We start from the raw sequence: 21,718 nt of genomic DNA, 5'->3' as shown, positions 1-21,718 counted from the left end.
TCGTGCTCATCCTGTTTCCGCAGGATGAGTGATTTTACGCAACCGACTCGCGCTGACGACGACCGCTACCGCAGAAGCTGCGGCTGCGACCCATAGCGCAACATGAATTGACCTTTCATCTGCGGCCAGCAGAACGGCCACGGCGGCGGCGCCCAGACACTGCCCGAACGTGCGCATAATGGATAAAACACCGGATGCATAGCTCGCATGCTCACGAATAACGTTGGAGAGCATTTCCCGGTTATTGGGACTCTGAAAGCAGCCAAACCCCATGCCGCATACCAGACTCCGCAGGCAGATATCCCACATTGTAGGGCGGTCGGGTAATGTCGCAAGAAGGATCAAACCCACGACAAAAATCACCAGCCCCAGGGTGGATATCGCCGGGGCTGAAATCGTGTCCGCCCACCGGCCTGCATGCGGCGCAATCAGTACGATCCCTAGCGGCCACGGCGTAAACAGCAGGGCAGACAACACCGGACTGTAGCCGTATTCGCTCTGAAACAGGAAAGGCAGTGCAATAAAAGTGATCCCCTGGCTGACAAAAGCAATCATTGACGTGAAGGCCGCGAGGGTAAAACGTTCATTTTTAAACATCGTCGGCGGCAGCAAGGGGTTATCCGTGCGGCGGATCTGCCAGATAAACGCCATGCCGCTCAGCGCAGCGAGCACCGTCCAGCAAAGACTGCCGGGGTGATAAGTAGCCTCCTGGAGGCTGTTCGCCGCCATGATCGTCGACCCCAGCAGCAGCGCCGACAATATGGCGCCCGGGGTGTCGAAGGGCGCTTGCTTTCGAACCGCATCCCGCGGCAGCGCTTTGACCGCCAGCAGTAAGGCGAGGGTGCCGGGAACCACGTTTATCGCAAACAGCCATTGCCAGCTCAGGGTGTGAAGGATCGTACCACCCAATACCGGCCCGATAGCGGAGCTGGAGGCGATGAGCAGAGCGTGTAACCCCAGAATGCGGCCAAGTAATCGCCCGGGAAATACGGATCGCAGGATTGCGGGGGCAATACTCAGCGTCGCCGCGCCGCCGATCCCCTGAAGCACGCGCATACCGATGAGCACTTCGGGCGTCTTCGCCAGCGCGCAACCCAGCGATGTCAGGGTAAAGGTTGTCAAACCTGCCAGAAAAACGGGGCGATAACCCAGGCGGGCCGCAAGCGCCGCGAATATTGCCAGCGACATCGCGGCCGCCAGCAGATACCCGTTGGCGAACCAGACGGCAATACTGGCAGGTACCTGCATCTCCTGGGCCATGGAGGGCAGGGCAATGTTGATCATGGTGCCATCAAACACGCCCATTAAGGTGGTGGTCATAATTGCGGCCATCACCCGTGCGCGCGCCGGGCCAGGCAGTCCTTCGTCGCCGGGTTGACTGGAAAAGAGCGTCATCAGGTTGTCCTCTGAGAAGAGTGTATGGATGACAAAACTATAAAGATGGCTTTTACAGGGCGGAAGGCGCACCATTTGCACTTTATCGTTGCATGAAACGCCTTATCTGAATGTACAGGAATGAGCGCTATGACCGATCCAGATTTTAACTTACTGATTTCACTCGACATATTGCTGAGCGAAGCGAGTGTCGCAGGTGCGGCACGCCGTCTGAACCTCAGCACCTCGGCCATGAGCCGGACATTAAGCAGGTTACGCGACGTTACAGGCGACCCGATCCTGGTGCGCGCCGGGCGTAACATGGTACTAACCCCGTGGGCCGAAGCGACCCGGGATCGCGCCAGGCGTGCAGTGCACGAGACCAGGGCGGTATTGCAGCCCTCAACTGAAACGTTCAGCGCGCGAAGTCTGGCGCGTCTTTTTACCATCAGGGCAAACGATGGTTTTGTGGTGGCGTTTGGGCCTGCGCTTATAGCGGCTGTGGCCGACGCCGCGCCGGACGTCTGTATACGCTTCGCGCCGAAGCCGGAAAAAACGTCGCGCTATCTTCGGGAAGGGCTGGTTGATCTGGAGATTGGCGTCCAGAGCAATATGGGGCCTGAAATACGGCTGCAACGACTGTTTGAGGATCGGTTTGTGGGCGTCGTGCGTATGGGGCATCCGCTGGCTAATCAGGCAGAAATAGGGGTGAAGGATTATGTCGCCTGGGGCCATGTGGTAGCGTCACCTGAGGGCGCGTTGCACGGTTCCGTTGACGATGCGCTGGCCGAACTGGGGACAAAACGTAAAATCGCCAGCGTCGTACCGGGATTTCCGACGGCGCTGTCCGTGGCGCTGGCATCAGATCTTATTGCCATGATACCCGCGCTCTATTTACTCAATCAGCAGATAACGGAGCAGTTACACGTTTTCGAGCTGCCGTTCAAAAGCCGTCGTATTACGGTTTCACAGATGTGGCACCCAAGAATGGAACGCGACCCTGGTCACCGCTGGCTGAGAGAGCAAATTCTTGCGATATGCGGTGTGGAGAGGTCAGACATGATAAAGAGCGCTGTATAGCGATTGCTATACACGCCGCTTATGTTATGCTTGTAAAGCAATTGCTATACAAGAGGTATACCCATGAAATCAGATGTTCAACTCAATCTCAGAGCCAAAGAATCCCAGCGGGCGCTTATCGATGCCGCCGCAGAGATCCTCCATAAATCACGTACAGACTTCATTCTGGAGATGGCCTGTCAGGCAGCCGAGAATGTGATCCTCGATCGACGTGTATTCAATTTTAACGATGAACAGTACGCAGAGTTCATTGACATGCTCGATGCCCCGGTCGCGGACGATCCTGCCATAGAAAAACTGCTGGCAAGGAAACCGCAGTGGGACGTGTAACAGCGCCAGAGCCCTTATCCAGCGTCCATCAACTGGCGGAGTTCGTCAGCGGAGAGGCCGTGCTTGACGAATGGCTAAAACAAAGAGGTCTGAAAAACCAGGCGCTCGGCGCAGCCCGAACGTTTGTCATTTGTAAAACGGGCACGAAGCAGGTCGCGGGATTTTACTCACTGGCTACCGGCAGCGTTAACCATACGCAAGCGACAGGTAATCTGCGGCGTAACATGCCGGATCCCATTCCCGTGATTATACTTGCCCGTCTGGCTGTTGATGTCTCGTTACGCGGAAACGGGTTGGGAGCCGATTTACTCCACGATGCGGTTTTACGCTGTTATCGGGTAGCTGAGAATATCGGGGTGCGGGCGATCATGGTTCATGCACTCACTGAGGAAGCCAAAGCGTTTTATATCCACCATGGTTTTAAAGCCTCGCAGACTCAGGAACGGACACTGTTTCTCCGGCTTCCTCAGTAGAGGCAAAGGAAAGGGTGGTATGCGATGGGCTTATCTGATGAGTGATAGGATTCATAATATCTTATTTAACATAATATACATTATGCGCACTAAGATTAATTAAGAACAAATCCAGCCGTTTCGGGCCCAGCCTTGTTCTGCTCATTCAGCGAATTATGCCCATAGATTCTATGCCATCAACGTTCATAACTGTCGTTACAGTCTTGCGTGTTCTCTACGGCAGTCACCTGCACATCCTGAAAGCGCAACCCATCCACACCGGAAATTTTCCCAAACTCTGTCGCGTCAATAAAAATCCCCTCCAGCGTTAACCCGGCCACAGGACGCTCCGGATACCCCGCAATGAAAAATGCCCGCGAGAAATATTTGTTGTCTGAGCGACGCGCCGTCATATTTTTAATCGTCAGTCCGCTGACCTCAGTAAGACCGGCTTCGCCCTCAACACCTTCAGCCAGCTTGCGCCAGTGTTCTGGTTTATCAGATAAATTGCTCTGGTCGCCATAGCTGTACTGCGGAAACCAGTTCAGCTGGATCAGCACCGGAAAACGTACTTCCGTAAGACGTAAATTTTGGACGGTGATATCACGGATAAACCCGCCACGGTTGCGGGCCGACTTAATGCGGAACCCGACGCCCGTTCCGTTAAACGCGTTATCTTCTATCAGGACGCGTTCAATGCCACCTGAAGTTTCACTCCCCAGCGTGATCCCGGATCCCTTATTCAGCGTACATCCTCGAATCACTATATCCCGCGCGGTACGTGCTTTTTGCGCCGCTTCGCGTCCTCGTCCAGATTTGATGCAAATATTGTCGTCATTGCAGGACACAATGCAGCGTTCAATCCGCGCCTGTTCGCAGGAGTCGACGTCAATCCCGTCGGTGCTCGGCCCCGCAGAATTGCTGATTTGCACACCCTCAACCGCGATACGGCGCGAATAACAAAGGTGTATGTTCCAGAATCCGGACTCCCGACTGGTAAAATCACGCAGCAGAATGTTCTGGCTTTCAAAGACCAGGATATTGCGCGGGCGCTGACAGTCGTAATCAACCACCCAGCGTAATCCTCTGGCGCTGTAATCGCCAACCATGCCGCTGCGTTCGTCATCGCCCCAGAAGCGTTGCCACCAGATGACACCCTGCCCGTCTATCGTGCCTGTACCGGTAATGCTGACGTTTTCACAATCAATGATATTAATAATGCCTGCCGGCCAGCGCATATCAATGCCGGCCACCCGGGTGTTTATCAGGGGATAATCAGCCAGATCCTGGCTTCCAACGAGCTGTGCGCCAGCATCCAGGCGAAGCGAAACACCGCTTTTCAGAAACAGTGCGCCGGTCAGAAAACGGCCTTGCGGAATAACAATGACATCGTTCTCTTGAGCACTGTTTATGGCCTGCTGAATGGCAGACGTTGACAGGCGTTGCGCGGTTGGGTCCGCGCCACACGCCAGAATGGAGATCGCTTTCATGGCTTGTCCTTAAACAGATGAAAGCCTTAGTCTAGAAATCCGCGTGAAGAATAACCTTTGTCTGTTTGACAGCCTGGCGGTCAGGCTGGCAAAAAAGCGGATATTTACTGGCTTGCGATCACCGTAACGCCCTTTTCTTTCATGGCGCTCACCCAGCGTTCATCCGTTGTGTTTTCAACAACCAGCGTATTCACCAGCGACAGGTCGCCAATCACGAACGCCGAGGCCGTGTTGATCTTTTCCGGTGAGGCCAGTACCACCGTTTCCGCCGCTCTGCCGGAAAATGCACGTTTGATGCACGCTTCTTCATAATCTCCGGTGGTCAGCCCGGCCTCAGGATGCACGCCGGTGACACCCATGAAAAACAGATCCGCATGAATATTATTGATGCCTTCAATTGCGGCCGCGCCGACCGTGACGATGGAGTGTTTATACAAACGACCACCAATCAGGATCACCTCTATGCACGGATGGCCGACCAGACCCAATGCGATACCCGGGCTGTGCGTCACCACGGTTATCGGTAAATCGGGTGGCAAGAATGTAATAAGTTCGGAGGTGGTCGTACCGCCATCAATGATCACCACCTGCCCCGGTGAAATGAGCTGCGCGCCTCGCCGTGCCACGCGTTTTTTTGCATCCATTTTGACGGACTGACGCTCGGCAAAAGGCGCAATCGCTGAAGATGCTGGCAGTGCACCGCCGTGAACACGCTGCAAACGCCCTTCTGCCGCCAGTTCACGTAAATCCCGGCGGATAGTGTCCTCAGACACCGAGAAAAAGAGGCTGAGCGCGGTTGACTGGACCTGGCCTTCCGCCTCCAGTTTTTCCAGAATCAACTGTTTACGCTGGCTTGTAAGCATGATTTATTCCTGATGTTGCACGATATACCTTGTATTTGCATGATGGTGCTGTTTATGATGCTTACTCTACGAGAGGAGAGCCAAACGTGCAATCAAAACGTGCAGATATACGCATCATCAACAGCGAAACGTTGTCCGACAACTGGTATAACCTGAAAAAATACACTTTTGACCTCCAGCGCAGCGATGGCGACTGGCAACGGCAAGAGCGTGAAGTGTATGACCGGGGGAATGGCGCGACGATCCTGCTCTATAATCGCGACAGCAAAACCGTCATTCTGACGCGTCAGTTCCGTTTCCCGGTGTTTATCAATGGTCACGAAGAGGATCTCATTGAGGCGGCCGCCGGGTTGCTCGATAACCTTGACCCGGAAAGCCGGATTAAGGCCGAAGCGGAAGAAGAAACCGGGTTTAAGGTGACGCGCGTAGAGAAAATTTTTGAGGCCTATATGAGCCCGGGCTCGGTCACCGAGAAACTCTACTTCTATCTGGCGGAATATCATCCGCAGGATCGGACCAGCGCGGGCGGCGGCGTTAAAGCTGAGGGGGAAGATATCGACGTGCTGGAAATGACGCTGGACGACGCGCTTCGGGGCATTGAAAATGGGCAGATCGTCGACGGAAAAACCATCATGCTGCTCTATCACCTGGCCCTCAAAGGCATTTTATAATCTCACCATTAGCCAGATACCTGCCTCGGCGCAGGTATTTGCCTGTGCTATTCTTGCTGAACACCTCAACATGGAGATGCGAAAATGGCCGACTGGGATCCCTCTCTTTATCTACAGTACAGCGCAGAACGCACACGTCCCGCCGCTGAGTTACTGGCCCGGGTGCCGCTTGCTGACATAACCTCAGCCGTGGATTTGGGCTGCGGGCCAGGCAACAGCACCGCGCTGCTGAAACAGCGCTGGCCTTCTGCGCAGATCGCCGGCGTGGATAACTCCCCGGCCATGCTGGAGGAAGCCCGACAGGCCCTGCCAGATTGCCACTTTGTTGAGGCGGATATCCGGCACTACAAACCTGACCAGCCGCTCAGCCTGATCTACGCCAACGCCTCATTGCAATGGATCCCGGACCATTACCACCTTCTGCCACACCTGGTTTCACTGCTCCAGTTAAACGGCGTGCTGGCGGTGCAAATGCCTGACAACTGGCTTGAGCCGACGCACGCCCTGATGCGTGAAGTTGCCTGGGAACAGGGCTACCCCGATCGTGGCCGCGAGCCATTGCCGGGTATCCATGCCTACTACGATATTCTGACGGAAGCGGGATGTGACGTGGATATCTGGCGCACCACCTACTTCCATCAGATGAGCTCTCATCAGGCGATTATTGACTGGGTCAGCGCGACGGGGTTACGGCCGTGGTTACAGGAACTCAACGAAAGCGAGCAGAAAAACTATCTGAAACGCTACCTTGAGCTGCTGGAAGAGCAGTATCCGCTCCAGGAGAACGGGCAGATACTGCTGGCTTTTCCGCGCCTGTTTATGGTGGCTCAGCGGGTTCCGTAAGCCGGATCAGGAACGCGCTTCCTTGAGCAACTGCTGAATCACGGCCTCCTGCTTGTCGTAGTTACCTTCGCCAAACGCGGTGTAACGCAGTTGCCCTTTCGCATCGAAATAGTAATGCGCTGGCCAGTACTGATTTCCGAACGCGCTCCAGATTTTGTAGTTATTATCCGTTACTACGCGGTACGGCAGCTGCCATTTATTGACCGCTTTTTTCACCGATGATAACGGCTTTTCCCAGGGGTATTCCGGGGTGTGGACGCCAATCACCACCAGACCTTGTGACTCATATTTCTTCGCCCAGTCTCGAACATGCGGAAGGGTATGCTGGCAGTTGATACAGTCCCAGGTCCAGAAATCGATAAGCACAACTTTCCCCCGCAAGGCCTCAGACGTGACAGGGTCACCGTTTACCCAGCCCGTACCGCCGCTTAATGATGGTAGCTGGCTGCTCGGCGTTGCGTCAGCGACTGGTTGCAGTTTCACCTGCGTGGAGGATGGTTGCGCAAGGCTCAACAGAGCGTTTTCCAGCTGGTCGGCAATACCGTTGGCACCTTTCAGGGCTGAGGTCATCCCGCTGGCGTTGAACGCAACGGCAGCTAACATCATCACTCCCGCTCCCTGACGCAAACGCGCCATCAATGCGGATTTGACTCTCAGAGGGGTTATCAGCTTACGGCCCCCCGCGACAAGCAGCCCCAGCATCAACGCGCATCCACTGCCGTAAGCGGCTAACAGCGCTCCGGTTGCGATGGCCGAGTGGCCCGCAATATTAATGCTGAAGATCGCCCCGAGAATCGGTCCGGCACAGGGGGACCACAGAAGTCCAACGGCCAGCCCTGCCAGAAAAGCCGAAACCAGGCCGCGTCGCTGAACGCTGTAGGTGTTGAGAACGTTTCCCGCACTGACCGCCGGACGGGCAATGCGCTGAGCAAACTGCGGGAAGATCAGAGCCAGGGCGGCAATGCTCAGTATCAGCAGCGCAATCCAGCGACCGATAACGGTGGCGTCAGCGATCCACTCGCTGGCAACCGTTACTACCATCGCCACCAACGTGAACATCACAATCATTCCCGCCAGAAGCGCCAGAATGTGTTTGCGCTGCCCCTGAAAGCCAGCGAACAGCAGAGGAATGACGGGAAGCGTGCACGGACTGAGCAGGCTAATCATGCCGCCCAAAAAAGCGATTATCAGAAACATAACGACCTCACGATACGGTTGCTGCGAAGGTGCAGTGAGGTTATTTGACCGTACGAATGTGTTCAGGCCGTGTGCGAAAAGCTGAATTTTGTCTGCCTGCGTATCGGCACGGGGTGCAGATACACAGGCGTACAATTAACCGCGCGGAAGAGTCACGCTTACGACCAGCCCGCCCTCTGCCCGGTTTGCAAGATGCAATTTCCCGTCAAGCTGGGCGGTGAGCTGCGCGGCAATGGCGAGGCCTAACCCGGTGCCGCCCGTTTCGCGGTTGCGCGACGTTTCAACCCGGTAGAACGGCTGTAACACCGCCTCCAGTTCTGCCTCCGGGATGCCGGGGCCGTTATCCATAATACGGATCGCTACCTGCCTTTCATCTTCATCAATCTCTATAACCGCGCTATCGCCAAACTTGAGCGCATTATCCAGCAGATTGGTCATTACCCTGCGCAATGCCTGTGGACGAGTAACGATCGGCAGACGCGCATTGCGTGCATGAAACTGCACGTTTTTACCAATGTCCTGATAATCACTGGCGATGCTGTTAACCCACGCGTTCAGCTCCAGCTTCAGCGTGGTCTCTTCCAGTGATTCTGATGACCGGGCATAGGCAATCCCCTCCCGTACCAGGCGCGACATATTATCCAGGTCGCTCAGCAGCTTATCGCGGAGTTCGGGCTGATCTGCCATTTCGATCCGCAGCTTCATGCGCGTGATGGGCGTCTGGAGATCGTGAGAAATGGACGCCAGAATCTGCGCGCGTTCACGCAGATACGTTTGTATCCGCGATTGCATCTCATTAAAAGCGTGTGCAGCCTGGCGCACTTCAACCGGTCCTTTTTCAGTCATCGGTGAATGGGCCGCAGGATCGAGGGAATCAACCGCACGCGTGAATTGCAGGAAAGGCCGGACAACCTGGCGTACGGCAATCCAGGAGCAGAGCGCGACAAGTAACAGCTGAAGAACTAGCACCACGGGTAACCAGCTGGCGACAGGCGGCATGCGCGGGATCAGATCGATAGTGAGCGGTGCGCCGTCGCGGAGCGTCAGATGGGCCTGAATATGGGAGATCGGCCCTGGCACCGCCGTAAACTGGAGCGGATATTGGGCTGAAAGCGTCTCTTTCAGGGTGCGAATTGCATCCCGCGAGCGCTTGTCCGTTGGTGCGGCGCCTGCCTCGCCGGGGCCAAGGATATAACGATAATTACCGCGACTGAGCCGTTCCAGCCACTCTGGCCGCTCTTTGGCCGGAAGTCGGTCGAGAATGGCCACGCTGGTCGCCACGTCATTCTCAAGATTGCCCAGCATAACCGTGCGCGCGCTGTGCATTCGCTCAACCATGACCAGCGTCAGGCTGAGCGCGTTAGCCAGTAAGAGTCCAAGCAGCACAATGATCAGCAGCCGGGCCAGTAAGGTGCGGGGCCACAGCGTCATTCATTGGCCTCGACGATGGTCACCGGCATGGTAAAAACGTAGCCTTCGCTGCGAACGGTTTTAATGTAGGCCGGCGTGCGGGCATCTTCATTCAGGCGCTGTCGCACGCGGCTCACCAGGAGATCAATCGAACGCTCAAACAGCTCGGCATCACGTCCCTGCGTCAGGTTCAGCAGCTGATCGCGGGTCAGCACCCGTTGAGGATGATCGAGGAATACGCGCAAAAGGCGATATTCCGCCCCGCTGAGCGCCACAACCATCCCCTCGTTATCAATCAGATGACGCGCCACGGTATCCAGTTGCCATTCACCGAACACCACCAGGCGCCCTGCCTCGGTCACCTGAAGATTAGGCGGCATTGTACGAAAACGACGCAGGATAGCTTTGATACGCGCCAGCAGTTCGCGGGCCACAAACGGTTTCACCACATAATCGTCGGCGCCCATCTCCAGTCCCAGGATCCGGTCCGTGTCCTCGTTGCGCGCGGTGAGCATCAGGATCGGCAGATCCTTATGCCTGCTGCTGCGCAGCTGTCGACACAGCGTCAGGCCATCATCGCCGGGCATCATCACGTCCAGCACCACCAGGTCGATATGCTGTTTGTCGAGCACTACGCGCATCTCTTTCCCGTTCGCCGCGCCAGAGGCGTGGTAGCCGGATTTCACGAGGTAATCGACAATCAGTTCACGAATATCCCTGTCGTCATCGACGACAAGGATGTGATCAATATGCTCCACCGCAGGCTCCTGATTAAGAGGTAACGGATTGAAAATAGCACATATCAGAGCTTATCCGCGTCGACAACGGCTTTAACAAAGTCCTGCGGATCTTCCTGCGGCGGGTTGTGGCCAACCGTTGCGCCGAAAGTACGGTGCTCATATTTTCCGGTGAATTTCCCTGCATAGGCTGCGGGTACAGGATGTGGTGCTCCGTTGTTACCGCCCTCGATGGTGATGGTCGGCACCGTAATATTCGGCAGCGTAGCCAGCTTTTGTTCGTAGGCGTCATATTTCTGCTCACCCTTCTCCAGCCCCAGACGCCAGCGGTAATTACTGAGCGTGACGGCAACGTGGTCCGGGTTATCGAGGGATTTGGCGCTGGCATTGAAGGTGGCATCGCTGAATTTCCAGTCAGGCGAAGCCTGGGACCAAATCAACCGGGCAAAATCGTGCGTATTTTTAGCATAGCCCTCCGCCCCGCGCGGCGTGGCGAAATAGAACTGATACCACCACTGAACCTCTGCCTTCGGCGGTAAAGGCTGTTTGCCAATCGCCTGGCTGCTGATCAGGTAGCCACTTACCGAGACCAGCGATTTCACCCGTTCCGGCCAGAGCGCTGCAACGATATCTGCCGTACGCGCCCCCCAGTCATAACCGGCAAACACCGCCTGTTTGATATTCAGGGCGTCCATCAGGTTGACGATGTCTTTTGCCATTGCCGAAGGCTGGCCGTTTCGCGGCGTTTTATCAGAAATAAAGCGTGTGGTGCCGTACCCGCGCAGGGACGGCACAATGACACGATACCCCTTCGCGGCCAGCGCGGGGGCCACTTCTTCATAACTGTGAATGTCGTACGGCCAGCCATGTAGCAGGATCACCGGTTGCCCCTCTTTTGGCCCGATATCGATGTAACCGACGTTCAAATCGCCAGCGTTAATCTGTTTAACCTGGTTAAAGGCCGACGCGTAATCCTTACCCGTCGCTTCTGCCTGACAGGACATCACGGTGCCAAGTGATACGGTCAGGGCGACGGCTGAGTATGCGAGTTTATTAAACATGATGTTATCTCCGGGTAAGTTCAGTTGACGGAGATATAACACCATGCGTTTGTATAGGAGATGTGTGCGGATGCGGTTTTATTGCATACCTGTGTATGTATCACAGAGGCAGATACAGTGTGATACAAACCCAGGTATTAAACGACTAAAGCGAGATTCGGTACCGGACGTAATCGTCGGCTTCACCATAGTGATCATACAGCTTACGCGCCGGATTGTTCATGCGGGTTACCCAGTAGAGTTTTGACCACCCTTCCCGCTTGCCTTCATCGATCAGGGCGTCGATAAGCGCTTTACCCGCCCCTGCGCCACGTTCGGCAGCGTCAACAAACAGATCTTCCAGATAGCAAACGGGCGCGGTTGACCAGGTCCCTTCATGCAGGACGCACATGGCGAAGCCGATGACGCGGCCGTCCTTCTCCACGACACGGCATAACAGAGATGATGAATCTGCGAGCGCCCTGTCCCAGGTGGCCGCGGTAACGGACTCGTCAAGGTAGCACTCATAAAAATGGGTATAGCCATCCCACAGCGGTCGCCATTGTGGGTAATCATCTGTGCATAAAGGACGTACGGTTAGCGTCATCTGTTCTGACCTTACAAATCAATTGCCATTTCAATACAGCGTAAATGCGCGTCGGCCATACACGAGTAATGCGTATTTTCACCCAGCATGGCAAAACCCACTAGATTTTGCAGCCATGGCGAATCGCTTCGTTACGGACGTGCCAGAGTGTTTCGGCTTCTTCGGGCCTGGCTTTTCTCAGCATCATATAACCCCTTTTATGGATAAACCTGAATAACAAAAGCACGACCAAATAGAATGTGATATTGATGAAAATACCAGAACCCAAACAAAAGCATAACGCTTAATTATGGAGATCAGCGGATGACCATACCCACGCTTACCACCGAGCGCCTGATATTACGCCCCCTGCTTGCAGAAGATGCCGTCCAGATCCAGCAACGCTATCCGCGCTGGGAGATTGTCCGCTATATGGTGGCTTCAGTCCCCTGGCCCTACCCGGAAAACGGTGCAGAAAATTATGTCAACAACGTTGCACTGCCCGATATGGCCAAAGGGATTGCGTGGTTCTGGACGATTCGCCGTCGCGAAGCGCCTGACGAACTGATGGGGTTGATTTGCCTGTATGACGTGGAGGACAACAACCGGGGCTTCTGGCTCGCGCCGGAATTTCAGGGCCAGGGATATATGCGCGAGGCGAGCATTGCGGCCACGGATTACTGGTTCAATACGCTTAACAAACCGGTGTTGCGCGCGCCGAAAGCGGCTGCAAACAGCCGCTCCCGACGTATTTCAGACAGCAGCGGCATGCGGCTCATCAGGACGGAGAAGAAAGCCTATGTCAGCGGCCTGCTGGATTCGGAGCTGTGGGAAATCACCCGCAACGAGTGGAATGCCCGTCAGGTCAGCTGATAATGCTTATCCGGCATCAGTCTTTCAGGTATGTTCTCTTCATCGTTCATCTGCAACAGATCGCGCTCCATCATGTTGCAGATGGCGTCCAGCGGCAGATCGTTATCTTCCGTTCCAAACGGATCTTCCAGCTCTTCCGCCAGCGTGTCCAGCGAGATAAAGGTGTAGGAAATCAGTGCAGAGACAAAGGGCGTCATGTAATGCAGATCAACGACCAGCGCAAACGGCAGCATGATGCAGAACAGATACACCGTCCGGTGCAGGATCAGCGTATAGGCAAACGGGACCGGCGTATTGGCGATACGCTCACAGCCAGCCAGCACGATGGACATATCATTAAGGCGGTTGTTGAGGCTGTGAAACAGAATGTCTGAAAGGTGCCCGCTACGCCGCCGCACGGCCAGCCACTCCCCCATGATCAGCAGGATACGGTTCGCCGGCGAGTTGGCGTCCATCACTTTGCGTAAATCGTCTGGAGCCAGATAGCGGGACAGCTGATCGGCATTGGTTTCTCTGCGTAGAGTCATTCGCAGACAGTTAGCAAACGCGATTTGCAGGCGGACAAACTCTCCAAGATGTTTATCATCCGGCAAGGTGTTTTTTACCTCGCGAAACAGCGAGCGCGCCGCTATCATCAACTGCCCCCAAAGCAGACGCGCCTCAACGTAGCGCGAATAACAGGCGTTATTGCGAAACCCCAGGAAGATGGCGATAGCCACACCCAGAATGCTGAACGGCGCGACGGTAAACCGGATACCCAGCGAGGTGTACCACGGCAGCATGACAATCACGGCGATGGAAAGCAGGAAGTTAAGCAGCAGTCGGGTATAAATTTTGGGAAGTACCGAACCATGCCAGACAAAAATCAGTTGCAGCCAGTGCTGTTGAGGACGAACAATCATAATCAGCTTCAGAAAAGTAAAGAGCGCGGCTATTAAACGTGATCCCCCTCACGGTTGCAAGCATGTTAATAGTTCATTGCATTTTCTGACCTGTTAAGCCTGAACCGCACGGTGCCGCAAGTGCTTTCTAAAAAAAGAACGTATAGTATGTTGTAACTAAATGGGGTCTTTAAAAAACCCGGCAAACGCCGGGCATTATGATTAGCAGAGCGGTTTCACCGCATCGCGCATGCCTTTGCTTAAAATCGCATCCAGATCCAGCGCAACCTGGTCTACCAGTCCGTTAACCAGAGTGAGATCCTGTTCCCAGTGTTCGCTCACGCTTAACACCGACGATACCAGTTCACGGGTAGTGACCTGTTTGTCGTGATGTTGCGTCCACAACTGCTGGTAACGTTCAAGCCAGTGCGCATCGTCCTGCACCGGATAGCGCTCACCGTTGCGCTCGGCACGGTAAAATGCAATCAGCGCCGCCAGAGCAAAGGTCAGACGTGCTGGCAGTTTGCCGGTCGCCTTCTGCCCTGCCAGCAGTTGCGGCAGAATGCGGGTGCGGTACTTGGTCATCCCGTTCAGTGCAATCGACAGCAGCTGATGCTTAATGTACGGATTACGGAAACGCCCCGTTACGGCACTGGCGAAGGAGTGCAGCTCGTCGCGCGGCAGATCCAGGACCGGAATAATCTCCTCATAAATAGCTCTCTCTACGAACGCGCAAATTTCCGCGTCGTTCATGGCTTCCCCAACCGTATCCAGGCCGGCCTGAAAAGCGACCGGAACCAGCGCCGTGTGCGCGCCGTTGAGGATCGCCACCTTACGCTCTTTATACGGTTTGATATCGTCAACAATCAGGACGTTAAGCGAGTATTTATCCAGGCGCAGTTCTGCTGCAAGTGATTTTGGCCCCTGAATAACAAACAGATAGAAATGTTCTGCCGTGTCGAGGAAGCAGTCTTGATAGCCCAGCCCGGCTTCCAGCTCTGCCACCTCATCACGCGGATAGCCGGTAACAATGCGGTCAACCAGCGTCGAACAGAAAGTGTTAGCATCATTCAGCCACGCAATGAATGCCGCCGGCAGTGCCCACTCCTGTGCATAACGTAGCACCAGTTCACGCAGGGCATCGCCGTTGTAGTCGATAAGCTCACAAGGAATAATGATCCAGCCTTTATCCGCAGCCCCGTTAAAGTGGGTAAAGCGTTCGAACAGCAGACGCGTCAGTTTGGCCGGATAGCTGGCAGCAGGCGCATCGTCATACTTATCGCCCGCATGATAGCTGATGCCCGCTTCCGTGGTATTGGAGAAGACAAACCGCATGTCCGGGTTATGGGCGAGCTTCAGAAATTCATCGTACTGGCTGTAGACGCTGATTTCACGATTTACGGAACGAATAAGACGCGCATCGCTTACCGCTTCTCCCTGCTCATTCAGACCACGAATAATCGTGGTATACAGACCTTCCTGGGTGCTCAGCGACGGCGGAAAATCGCTCTGGATCGGCCGCACAATCACCACACCGGCATTGAGATCGGTATGCTCGTTTAAGAGGTCGATTTGCCAGTCAACGAACGCGCGCAGGAAGTTACCTTCGCCAAACTGGATGATACGTTCAGGGTAGCACGCACCGGGGAAATCACGACGGTTGAGAGTGTTCACAATGGAGGTCCTTTATGATTAGTCATACAGCCTGATAAGATTGGTGTGATAACTTATCAAAACTTCAGGACCAGAACCCCTGTCTGGATCAACTCAGGACGCGATGGTGAAAAATATCAAAGAAATTTATAGAACATCGAGGTCGCCGTCATGTCCCCGTTCGGCATCAGGGCGTAGCGTGGGATCTCCCCCGCCTTTTGCCAGCCCGCTCTCTGATAAAACGTCTCCGCGCCGCTGCCGGTCGAGGTATCAAGCACCAGCACCGTAAGCGCTTTTTCACGCGCAACCGCCTCCAGGGCTTCCATCAGCGCCATTGCCGCCCCTTTACGGCGCGCCTTCTCATGAACCAGCAGTTTCGCGACATCTGCACGGTGCGGCTGGTTTTCAGGCTGATCGGTGATCAGCTGGACCGTGCCAACCAGCCCCTGCTCCGCATCAAAACAGCCCAGGACGGTACGCTCGTCGCGCCCGACGCTGTCTGCGACGCCGAGCCAGAAGGTTCGGGCTTTCCCGGCAGAAAAAGGCAGCATAAAGCTGACGGAGGCGCCGCCGTTGACACAGTTGACGAGAATATCGTTCAGGGCATCAATGTGGGTGAGGATGTCCTGTCGGGAGAGAGGTTTAATCAGCATGGGAGAGTTCATTGCGCGTCCTTAGGTTGAATCTCTCCACTTTGCTATTAACATTTTTGTAACGCAATAAGCGATGACATAGGATTTCGTTATGTCATTTTTCGCCGTGGTGTTGCCGCTTCATGGCGTACATTTGCGCATCCGCGTGTTTTAACCATGCCTGAATATCGTTGCGGTGATGATCGAACTCGCTCAGCCCCCAGGAGAACTGTAACGACCAGGGATGCAGCTGACGCGCGTTATACTTTTCCGTTTGTTCGACGAGATACTGCATGGCGATCCAGGCGCCAGGCTCATCGGTATCCGCAAACAGCACCGCGAACTCATCTCCCCCGAAACGTACCAGCAGATCGGCCTCGCGGAACGAGGAACGCATCAGGGCGGCCATCGCTTTCAGAGCTTTGTCACCCTCCTGATGTCCGAAGCGATCGTTAATGGTTTTGAAATGGTCCAGATCCAGCCAGCCAAGGGTTAACGGTTCTGCCCGACGCTGCGAAACCGACAGTGCAAACTGCGCAAACTGGTTAAACCCGCGACGGTTAAACAATCCCGTGAGTTCATCGGTCGTGGCGGCGCTAACGGCTGCAAATTCATCCTCCGCCAGCGCGCTGAGATCGGCCAGTACGGCGGCATCCGCCGCGGTAAACTCCCGCGGCGCGTAATCAATGAGACACAACGATCCTACGCACGCCCCGTCGCGTAAACGCAGCGGGAAACCGGCATAAAAGCGCACGCCCGGATCTCCCGCCACCTGCGGATTATCCGCGAAGCGTTCGTCCAGCAGCGTGTCACTCACCACCAGCGGCGCGTCACCCAGGATCGTATGACCGCAAAACGAGAGGTCGCGAGGCTGGCTGGCGAGCGCCCGGCCGTCAGCAGATTTCACGATCGCGGCGTGGTCATCCACCAGCGTAATCATCGCCAGCGGCACCCTGAAAAAGCGTGTTGCCAGCCGCGTAAGACGATCAAACGCGGGATAATTGTCGATCTCAAGCAGACCGGATTCGCGCAGCGCATTCATGCGCTCCGCTTCATTAACGGGAATTTGAGGTGCCTTCATAACGTCTCCTGACGCTGAGCATTAGTAAAAGCGTAGCTTAAACAGAGACATTGTCAGTTCAGGAGGCACGATTTACCTCTATGACCAGCCAATGATGGATTACGTTGACGATATACTGTTGTTGCTGCGCACTCAGCGGCACGCCCTGCGGAATAGCGTGCCACTTAGCCAGACAGCCCCGACAGCAGGTTGCCGTGGCATGCTGGGCGATAAAAACCGGATGGCCGCGCATCGGCGTCTGCTTACCGTCATTCACCGGGTGTGCAGGCGCCAGCCGCGCGGCGACAAAATCGGCGGCATGCTTATCGATAGTCTCTGCGCCCTTATCCCAGCAGTATTGCCGCTCTTTCGTCCCTAAATGAAATCGTGAACGAAACGTGGAGCGAGCCAGGCGCGCGAACAGAGGATCTAACGTGGACATCAGTATACGGACCGTCCAAGACGTTTGGTCAGCTGTTCCAGCGCCGCTACGCCCGCCAGTGAATTTCCGGTCTCGTCCAGTTCCGGGCTCCAGACGGCAATCGCCATCTCGTGGGGGACAATCGCCACGACCCCACCGCCAACGCCGGATTTAGCCGGCAGCCCCACGCGCCAGGCAAACTCCCCGGCATTCTGATACATTCCGCTGGTTGCCATTAAGGCGTTGATCTGCCGGGCCTGCATCGGGGAGACAACGTCCTCACCCAGATGAGGGGCATGGCCCTGATGCGCCAGAAACAGAAAAGTCTGCGCCAGTTCAACGCAGTTCATCTTCAGCGCGCAGTAATGAAAATAGTTTTGCAGCACCGTGGCAACGTCATTATGAAAGTTGCCGAAGGACTTCATCAGCCAGGCGATGGCGGCGTTACGTGCAGAGTGTTCAAACTCAGAGCGCGCTACCACCGGATCGTAGGCGATGTCCTGCACGCCGGAAAGCTGCCGCACAATCTGGAGCATCCGCTGGCGCGGCGCGCTCAGCCGGCTTTGCAGCATATCGCACACCACCAGCGCCCCGGCGTTAATAAATGGGTTACGCGGCTTACCCTGTTCGATTTCCAGCTGAAGAAGGGAGTTAAACGGCTGACCGGACGGATCTTTGCCCACCCGCTGCCAGATCTCCTGCTCGTCATACTGGCGCATGGCGGCAACGAGGCTAAGCACTTTTGAGATCGACTGAATGGAAAATCGCTCCAGCGCGTCTCCCGCCTGAAAACGCTGCCCGTCGACAGTACAAATGGCGATGCCGAGCTTATTACCGCTGATCGAGGCCAGCGCGGGAATGTAATCGGCAACCTTACCCTGCCCCAGTAACGGACGAACCTGCGCCAGAATCTCGTCCAGCATCTCATTATGGATGACCGCAGCCACACTTTGCTCCTTGCCCTCAGGCTAAAACGGGCTGCGAGTATAACAGAGGCTTATACGTCACGTCAGGCAGGGAGACGAAAACGCGAGACGGCCTGCAACAAAAGATCGGACTGTTGATGCAGGCGCTCAGAGGCATTTGACGCTTCGCTAACCAGCACATCAGTCTGACGTGATACCTGATTCAGCGCCTGAAGCTGACGGGTCATCTGATGGATGCTATCCCCCTGATTCAGGGTGGCCAAGGAAATATCATTCAGCAGGCTGCTCAGATTCGCCACCAGCCCGGTGACCTGTTGCAAATTCTCTTCCAGACGGTTTACCACCTGAGATCCTTCCTCAATGCCCTGAAGCGAGTGGTTAATCAGCGCCTGGATGGTTTGCGTAGAGTGACTGCTTTTTCTGGCCAGCACCCCCACTTCCCGGGCGACCACCGCAAATCCGCGCCCCTGCTCTCCTGCATGGGCGGCTTCAATGGCAGCATTGAGGGCGAGAATGTTGGTCTGAAACGCCACGCTGTCGATCATCGCGACGATCCCGCGCATCTCTGAGGATCGGTCGACGATCGTCTGCATCGAGCCATTCACCGCGGTCATCATTTGCTCCCCGCCTACGGCAGCCTGTCGGGCTTCATCCGCGCGCGAGCGGGCGAGTTTTGCATAACCTGTGTTCCCCTCAACGTGGGTTTCGAGATCGGCGATATGCGCGGTCACCTCCTCCAGCTCTTTGGCTTGTCGCGTAGACTGCTGATAAAGCTTCTGATTCCCCTGCGCAAGTGACCCAATATTTTCAACCATGGCGGTAGTGGCCTCGCTGACCTGAGTCACCAGCTGCTGTAGCCCAAGCTGCATGGCGGTAATACTGCCGCAGAGCTGGCTGATTTCACGGTTAAAGCGCACAACGTCAGGCGGCGTGCCTGATAAATCCCCTGCCGCAAGCTGGTTAATATGGATAATCAGACGGCGTAGCGGGGATATCACCCACTTCGCCATTCCAAACCAGACGGCTATGGCAATGGCCAGCAGCACCAGCGGCGCAAACAGGAACAGCCGTTGCAGGCCTGAGAGTTGTTCCATGAGCGACTGACGCCCCTGTATCGCCTGCTTCTCACTCCGTTGCTGATAGCGTGCAAAGTTGTCATTAAAATCGGTCTGAAAGGCCTGGGCGGGTACGGCAAAAAAGAGGTCGATGCTGTTGGTTTTCACCAGCCCTTCCGCCTGCTCGCTAATGGCACCGAAGAACAGCTGATAGCTGTTAACAAGCCCCTCGTCCTGCGGAGGATTAAGTGCGAGCCATGCTTGCCATGCCTGTTGAGACGCCGCCAGGGATTTTTGCGCCTCGTCCATCAGGCTATGCCAGCTCCCTTCCGAGCCGGTCTCTTTATCCTGCATAAAGTACACGCCGGAGCGGTTGAGCAGATCGCTTGCGGCCAGCAGAGAAATACGGGCCTGATCCAGCCTGCTCTGCTGCTGCCAGGCCAGCTGATTGCGCTGTTCGTTACGCTGGGCTTGATTCAGGGAGGCGGTCAGCAGGAAGGAGGAAGAGAGTTGCAGGGCGGAGAAAAGGCCAATAATACAAAAGATGCCGGTCAGCAGGCCAAACTGACGAGGAATAAAGCGCGGCGCAAGACGGCGAAAAATTTGCGTTAGGTTCATAATTTTCTTCTGTAACAATACGTTAGGCGCGAGCGAGTCTACGAAACGAAAATGACAGAACCATTACGCAAAAATGACAGGAAACGTGAATTGCCGGGTAGCGGCCTGGCCTTACCCGGCAACAATATTAGATGCGGTCCTTCCACACCGTCTGCACATTACAGAACTCATGCAGACCGAAATGAGACAGCTCTCGCCCGAAGCCGCTCTTCTTCACTCCGCCAAAGGCAACGCGCGCATCGCTTGCGCTATAGCCGTTGATAAAGACTCCGCCGCACTCCAGCTCGCGAGAGAAGGTTTCAGCCAGCGCATCGTTCGCGGTAAAGACCGTCGCCGATAAGCCAAAATCGCTGTCGTTAGCCAGCTGCAACGCGTGCGCCGCATCATTGGCGACGGTAATCGCGGCCACCGGGCCAAACAGCTCCTGACGGAAGGCCGTCATCTGTGGGGTGACGCCGCCGAGTACGGTTGGCGCATAATAGTTACCGCTCCCGGCAAGCTTCTCTCCGCCGAGCAGCAGGGTCGCCCCTTCCGCCAGCGTAGCCTGCACCTGCTGATGTAGTTCATCGCGAAGATCAAATCGCGCCATCGGGCCAATATAGTTATCTTCCTCATCCGGTGCGCCCATCTTCAGCGCCTTGACCGCGTCAACAAAGCGTTGGGTAAAGGCGTCCGCTACGCCCGCTTCCACAATAAAGCGTTTTGCCGCCGCACAAACCTGTCCGGTATTCTGATAACGTCCGGCCACCGCCGCGTTGACGGCCAGATCAAGATCCGCATCGTTCAGAACGATAAACGGATCGGAACCGCCCAGCTCCAGCACGCATTTCTTCAGCGCCGCGCCCGCCTGCGCGCCAATTGCCGCACCAGCCCGAACGCTGCCGGTTACGGTCACCGCCGCGATACGCCGATCGTTAATCGCCTGGCTGACGCCGTCATTCGTCGCGTTCACCCAGCCAAAGACCCCCTCCGGGAAACCGGCATCCGCGAATACCTTCCCGATCAGCTCCGCCGAGCCGAGCACATTTGGCGCATGTTTAAGCAGATAGCTGTTCCCTGCCAGCAGGATCGGCACCGCACCGCGCAGCACCTGCCAGAGCGGGAAATTCCACGGCATCACCGCAAGAATAGGTCCCAGCGGACGGTACTCAATCACCGCATTTTCGACCTGGGTTGATTCCGGGTGCAGCATCGACGGGCCGTGTTCAGCGTACCAGTCGCAAAGGCTGGCGGACTTAGCCACCTCCGCACGCGCCTGCACAATGGGCTTGCCCATCTCCCGGGAGATAGTCTGCGCCATCTCTTCCGCACGGCTACGCAGTGCCGCACCCAGATCGCGAAGTTTTTGCGCCCGGTGCGCCACGCTTTCGCGTCGCCATTGACGAAAACCAGTATCCGCCTGTGCAATGGCACGCTCAACGTCACGGGACGTTGCCCACGGGTAAGCAGCCAGCGTTTCGCCGGTAGCCGGGTTGACAGAGTGGGCATGGGTAGCAGATGAATAGGTCATGATGTTCTCCACGTAA

22 protein-coding genes are annotated in these 21,718 nt (G+C 55.7%); 6 read left to right on the top strand and 16 right to left on the bottom strand.

Going from position 1 to position 21,718, the window contains the following annotated elements; genetic code table 11:
- Nucleotides 1–6: 6 nt before the first annotated feature.
- Nucleotides 7–1,395 carry an MFS transporter gene (locus ACOTZD_RS14190; RefSeq protein WP_023314162.1) on the bottom strand — a complete coding sequence of 463 codons (1,389 nt, stop codon included), beginning with the start codon at nt 1,393–1,395 and terminating at the stop codon, nt 7–9.
- A 129-nt stretch (nt 1,396–1,524) separates the two neighbouring features.
- On the opposite strand from ACOTZD_RS14190, the gene ACOTZD_RS14185 reads away from it, so the two are divergent.
- The 3 genes from ACOTZD_RS14185 to ACOTZD_RS14175 all read left to right on the top strand — a co-directional run bounded on the left by ACOTZD_RS14185 (nt 1,525) and on the right by ACOTZD_RS14175 (nt 3,257).
- A complete protein-coding gene (locus tag ACOTZD_RS14185) occupies nt 1,525–2,454 on the top strand; it encodes a LysR family transcriptional regulator (RefSeq protein ID WP_421636315.1) in 930 nt (309 codons plus the stop codon).
- Between the two features lie 63 nt (nt 2,455–2,517).
- Nucleotides 2,518–2,784, top strand: coding sequence for a DUF1778 domain-containing protein (locus ACOTZD_RS14180; RefSeq protein WP_003857131.1), 267 nt, complete (start codon nt 2,518–2,520; stop codon nt 2,782–2,784).
- Nucleotides 2,772–3,257: a GNAT family N-acetyltransferase gene (locus tag ACOTZD_RS14175; RefSeq protein WP_032609220.1), complete on the top strand. Its 486-nt coding sequence runs from the start codon at nt 2,772–2,774 to the stop codon at nt 3,255–3,257. Before ACOTZD_RS14180 ends, ACOTZD_RS14175 begins: the two co-directional genes overlap by 13 nt.
- Before the next feature lie 176 nt (nt 3,258–3,433).
- On the opposite strand, the gene ACOTZD_RS14170 is transcribed toward ACOTZD_RS14175, so the two are convergent.
- Together ACOTZD_RS14170 and ACOTZD_RS14165 are read right to left on the bottom strand one after the other, a co-directional pair.
- Complete coding sequence (locus tag ACOTZD_RS14170) at nt 3,434–4,726, bottom strand: glycoside hydrolase family 28 protein (RefSeq protein ID WP_174402336.1); 1,293 nt, start codon at nt 4,724–4,726, stop codon at nt 3,434–3,436.
- A 104-nt stretch (nt 4,727–4,830) separates the two neighbouring features.
- Entirely contained in the window at nt 4,831–5,589 is a 759-nt protein-coding gene (locus tag ACOTZD_RS14165) for a DeoR/GlpR family DNA-binding transcription regulator (RefSeq protein WP_171854307.1), read from the bottom strand.
- A gap of 86 nt (nt 5,590–5,675) precedes the next feature.
- Between ACOTZD_RS14165 and ACOTZD_RS14160 the strand changes: the two genes are divergently transcribed.
- Together ACOTZD_RS14160 and tam are read left to right on the top strand one after the other, a co-directional pair.
- Nucleotides 5,676–6,260, top strand: coding sequence for a GDP-mannose pyrophosphatase nudK (locus ACOTZD_RS14160; RefSeq protein WP_001190898.1), 585 nt, complete (start codon nt 5,676–5,678; stop codon nt 6,258–6,260).
- Between the two features lie 84 nt (nt 6,261–6,344).
- Entirely contained in the window at nt 6,345–7,103 is a 759-nt protein-coding gene (gene tam, locus ACOTZD_RS14155) for a trans-aconitate 2-methyltransferase (protein WP_023314159.1), read from the top strand.
- Nucleotides 7,104–7,109: 6 nt separating this feature from the next.
- On the opposite strand, the gene ACOTZD_RS14150 is transcribed toward tam, so the two are convergent.
- The 5 genes from ACOTZD_RS14150 to ACOTZD_RS14130 form a co-directional block, all read right to left on the bottom strand.
- Nucleotides 7,110–8,300, bottom strand: a complete 1,191-nt coding sequence (locus tag ACOTZD_RS14150; RefSeq protein ID WP_174402335.1) for a cytochrome c biogenesis protein/redoxin — start codon at nt 8,298–8,300, stop codon at nt 7,110–7,112.
- A 135-nt stretch (nt 8,301–8,435) separates the two neighbouring features.
- The gene (locus tag ACOTZD_RS14145; protein ID WP_032609216.1) at nt 8,436–9,731 is read right to left on the bottom strand and encodes an ATP-binding protein; all 1,296 of its coding nucleotides are present in this window, start codon (nt 9,729–9,731) and stop codon (nt 8,436–8,438) included.
- The gene (locus tag ACOTZD_RS14140; protein ID WP_022651194.1) at nt 9,728–10,468 is read right to left on the bottom strand and encodes a response regulator; all 741 of its coding nucleotides are present in this window, start codon (nt 10,466–10,468) and stop codon (nt 9,728–9,730) included. Before ACOTZD_RS14140 ends, ACOTZD_RS14145 begins: the two co-directional genes overlap by 4 nt.
- Before the next feature lie 44 nt (nt 10,469–10,512).
- Complete coding sequence (locus ACOTZD_RS14135) at nt 10,513–11,508, bottom strand: alpha/beta fold hydrolase (RefSeq protein ID WP_045333041.1); 996 nt, start codon at nt 11,506–11,508, stop codon at nt 10,513–10,515.
- Nucleotides 11,509–11,653: 145 nt separating this feature from the next.
- Nucleotides 11,654–12,094, bottom strand: a complete 441-nt coding sequence (locus ACOTZD_RS14130) for a GNAT family N-acetyltransferase (protein WP_174402333.1) — start codon at nt 12,092–12,094, stop codon at nt 11,654–11,656.
- A 303-nt stretch (nt 12,095–12,397) separates the two neighbouring features.
- Between ACOTZD_RS14130 and ACOTZD_RS14125 the strand changes: the two genes are divergently transcribed.
- A complete protein-coding gene (locus ACOTZD_RS14125; RefSeq protein ID WP_155023145.1) occupies nt 12,398–12,946 on the top strand; it encodes a GNAT family N-acetyltransferase in 549 nt (182 codons plus the stop codon).
- Here ACOTZD_RS14125 and ACOTZD_RS14120 read toward each other — a convergent pair.
- The 8 genes from ACOTZD_RS14120 to sad form a co-directional block, all read right to left on the bottom strand.
- The gene (locus ACOTZD_RS14120) at nt 12,934–13,848 is read right to left on the bottom strand and encodes a bestrophin family protein (RefSeq protein ID WP_003857155.1); all 915 of its coding nucleotides are present in this window, start codon (nt 13,846–13,848) and stop codon (nt 12,934–12,936) included. The two genes, ACOTZD_RS14125 and ACOTZD_RS14120, sit on opposite strands and share 13 nt — an antisense overlap.
- Nucleotides 13,849–14,049: 201 nt before the next feature.
- Nucleotides 14,050–15,501, bottom strand: a complete 1,452-nt coding sequence (locus tag ACOTZD_RS14115) for a tagaturonate reductase (protein ID WP_129329007.1) — start codon at nt 15,499–15,501, stop codon at nt 14,050–14,052.
- Nucleotides 15,502–15,617: 116 nt separating this feature from the next.
- A complete protein-coding gene (locus tag ACOTZD_RS14110) occupies nt 15,618–16,145 on the bottom strand; it encodes a GNAT family N-acetyltransferase (RefSeq protein ID WP_045333039.1) in 528 nt (175 codons plus the stop codon).
- Nucleotides 16,146–16,227: 82 nt separating this feature from the next.
- Nucleotides 16,228–17,193 (bottom strand): sensor domain-containing diguanylate cyclase, encoded by a 966-nt coding sequence (locus tag ACOTZD_RS14105; protein WP_032609205.1) that lies wholly within the window; start codon nt 17,191–17,193, stop codon nt 16,228–16,230.
- Between the two features lie 58 nt (nt 17,194–17,251).
- Entirely contained in the window at nt 17,252–17,614 is a 363-nt protein-coding gene (locus tag ACOTZD_RS14100; RefSeq protein WP_003857163.1) for a DUF4186 domain-containing protein, read from the bottom strand.
- Nucleotides 17,614–18,540 carry a glutaminase B gene (gene glsB / locus ACOTZD_RS14095; protein ID WP_003857165.1) on the bottom strand — a complete coding sequence of 309 codons (927 nt, stop codon included), beginning with the start codon at nt 18,538–18,540 and terminating at the stop codon, nt 17,614–17,616. The genes ACOTZD_RS14100 and glsB overlap by 1 nt, the downstream gene beginning before the upstream one ends.
- A gap of 62 nt (nt 18,541–18,602) precedes the next feature.
- Nucleotides 18,603–20,192 carry a methyl-accepting chemotaxis protein gene (locus ACOTZD_RS14090; RefSeq protein ID WP_100154588.1) on the bottom strand — a complete coding sequence of 530 codons (1,590 nt, stop codon included), beginning with the start codon at nt 20,190–20,192 and terminating at the stop codon, nt 18,603–18,605.
- Between the two features lie 127 nt (nt 20,193–20,319).
- Complete coding sequence (gene sad, locus ACOTZD_RS14085) at nt 20,320–21,702, bottom strand: succinate-semialdehyde dehydrogenase (RefSeq protein WP_003857170.1); 1,383 nt, start codon at nt 21,700–21,702, stop codon at nt 20,320–20,322.
- Nucleotides 21,703–21,718 lie beyond the last annotated feature (16 nt).

The organism is Enterobacter cloacae complex sp. SHL022, from assembly GCF_049237785.1.
GTDB classification, from domain to species: domain Bacteria; phylum Pseudomonadota; class Gammaproteobacteria; order Enterobacterales; family Enterobacteriaceae; genus Enterobacter; species Enterobacter hormaechei_C.
The sequence above is the reverse complement of the archived record's forward strand: the minus strand, read 5'-3'. Positions and strand labels throughout refer to the sequence as shown.